Below are 1,145 nucleotides of genomic sequence, written 5' to 3' on the forward strand. Positions count from 1 at the left end.
CTCGCGACGACCGCGGACCTGGCGTCCGCACGCACGGTCGCGCTCGACGGCGGCGGCACGGTCAGCACGGCGGCCGACACCAGCCTCACCCTCTCGGGGACGATCTCCGGCACGGGCGGCCTCGCCAAGACCGGCGCCGGCACGCTCATCCTCTCCGGCGCCAATGCCTATACCGGCGGCACAACCATCTCGGCCGGCACGCTGCAGGTCGCCGCCGATGCCAATCTCGGCGATGCAACCGGCGGGTTGACGCTCGCCGGGGCGACGCTCGCGACGACGGCGGACATGGCGTCCGCACGCACCGTCGCGCTCGACGGCGGCGGCACGGTCAGCACGGCGGCCAACACCAGCCTCACCGTCTCCGGGACGATCTCCGGCACAGGCGGCCTCGCCAAGACCGGCGCCGGCACCCTCATCCTCTCCGGAACCAACACTTATACCGGCGGCACAGCCATCTCGGCCGGCACGCTGCAAATCGCGGCCGATGCCAATCTCGGCGATGCGACCGGCGGGTTGACGCTCGCCAATGCCACGCTCGCGACGACCGCCGACATGGCGTCCGCACGCACCGTCGCGCTCGACGGCGGCGGCACGGTCAGCACGGCGGCCGACACCAGCCTCACCCTCTCCGGGACGATCTCCGGCACGGGCGGATTGACCAAGACCGGCACGGGCACGCTCGTCCTCTCGGGCTCCAATGCCTATACCGGCGGCACCACCATCTCCGCCGGCACGCTGCAAATCGCCGCCGATTCCAATCTCGGCGGCGCGGGTGGCCTCACGCTCGCCAATGCCACGCTCGCGACGACCGCGGACCTGGCGTCCGCACGCACGGTCGCGCTCGACGGCGGCGGCACGTTCAGCACGGCGGCCAGCACCAGCCTCACCCTCTCCGGGACGATCTCCGGCACCGGCGGCCTCGCCAAGACCGGCGCCGGCACGCTGATCCTCTCCGGCGCCAATACCTATAGCGGCGGCACCAGTGTCTCCGCCGGCACGCTGCAGGTGGGCGGAAGCCTGACCGGGGCGGCGGCGGTGGCGGACGGGGCGCACCTGACCGGCGGCGGATCGGTCGCCGGCACGGTGACGCTCGCCGCCGGCGCGACGCTCGCGCCCGGCACCGGCAGCACGGCGGGAACCCTCAC

General features: G+C 73.6%; 1 protein-coding gene. It reads left to right on the forward strand.

All coding sequences use genetic code 11. The annotated features are described in order from the left end of the window. The coding region (locus EDC64_RS23390) for a beta strand repeat-containing protein (protein WP_207916178.1) at nucleotides 1-1,145 on the forward strand (1,145 nt) is incomplete at both ends.

It is taken from the genome of Aquabacter spiritensis, from assembly GCF_004346185.1.
In the GTDB taxonomy this organism is placed as follows: domain Bacteria; phylum Pseudomonadota; class Alphaproteobacteria; order Rhizobiales; family Xanthobacteraceae; genus Aquabacter; species Aquabacter spiritensis.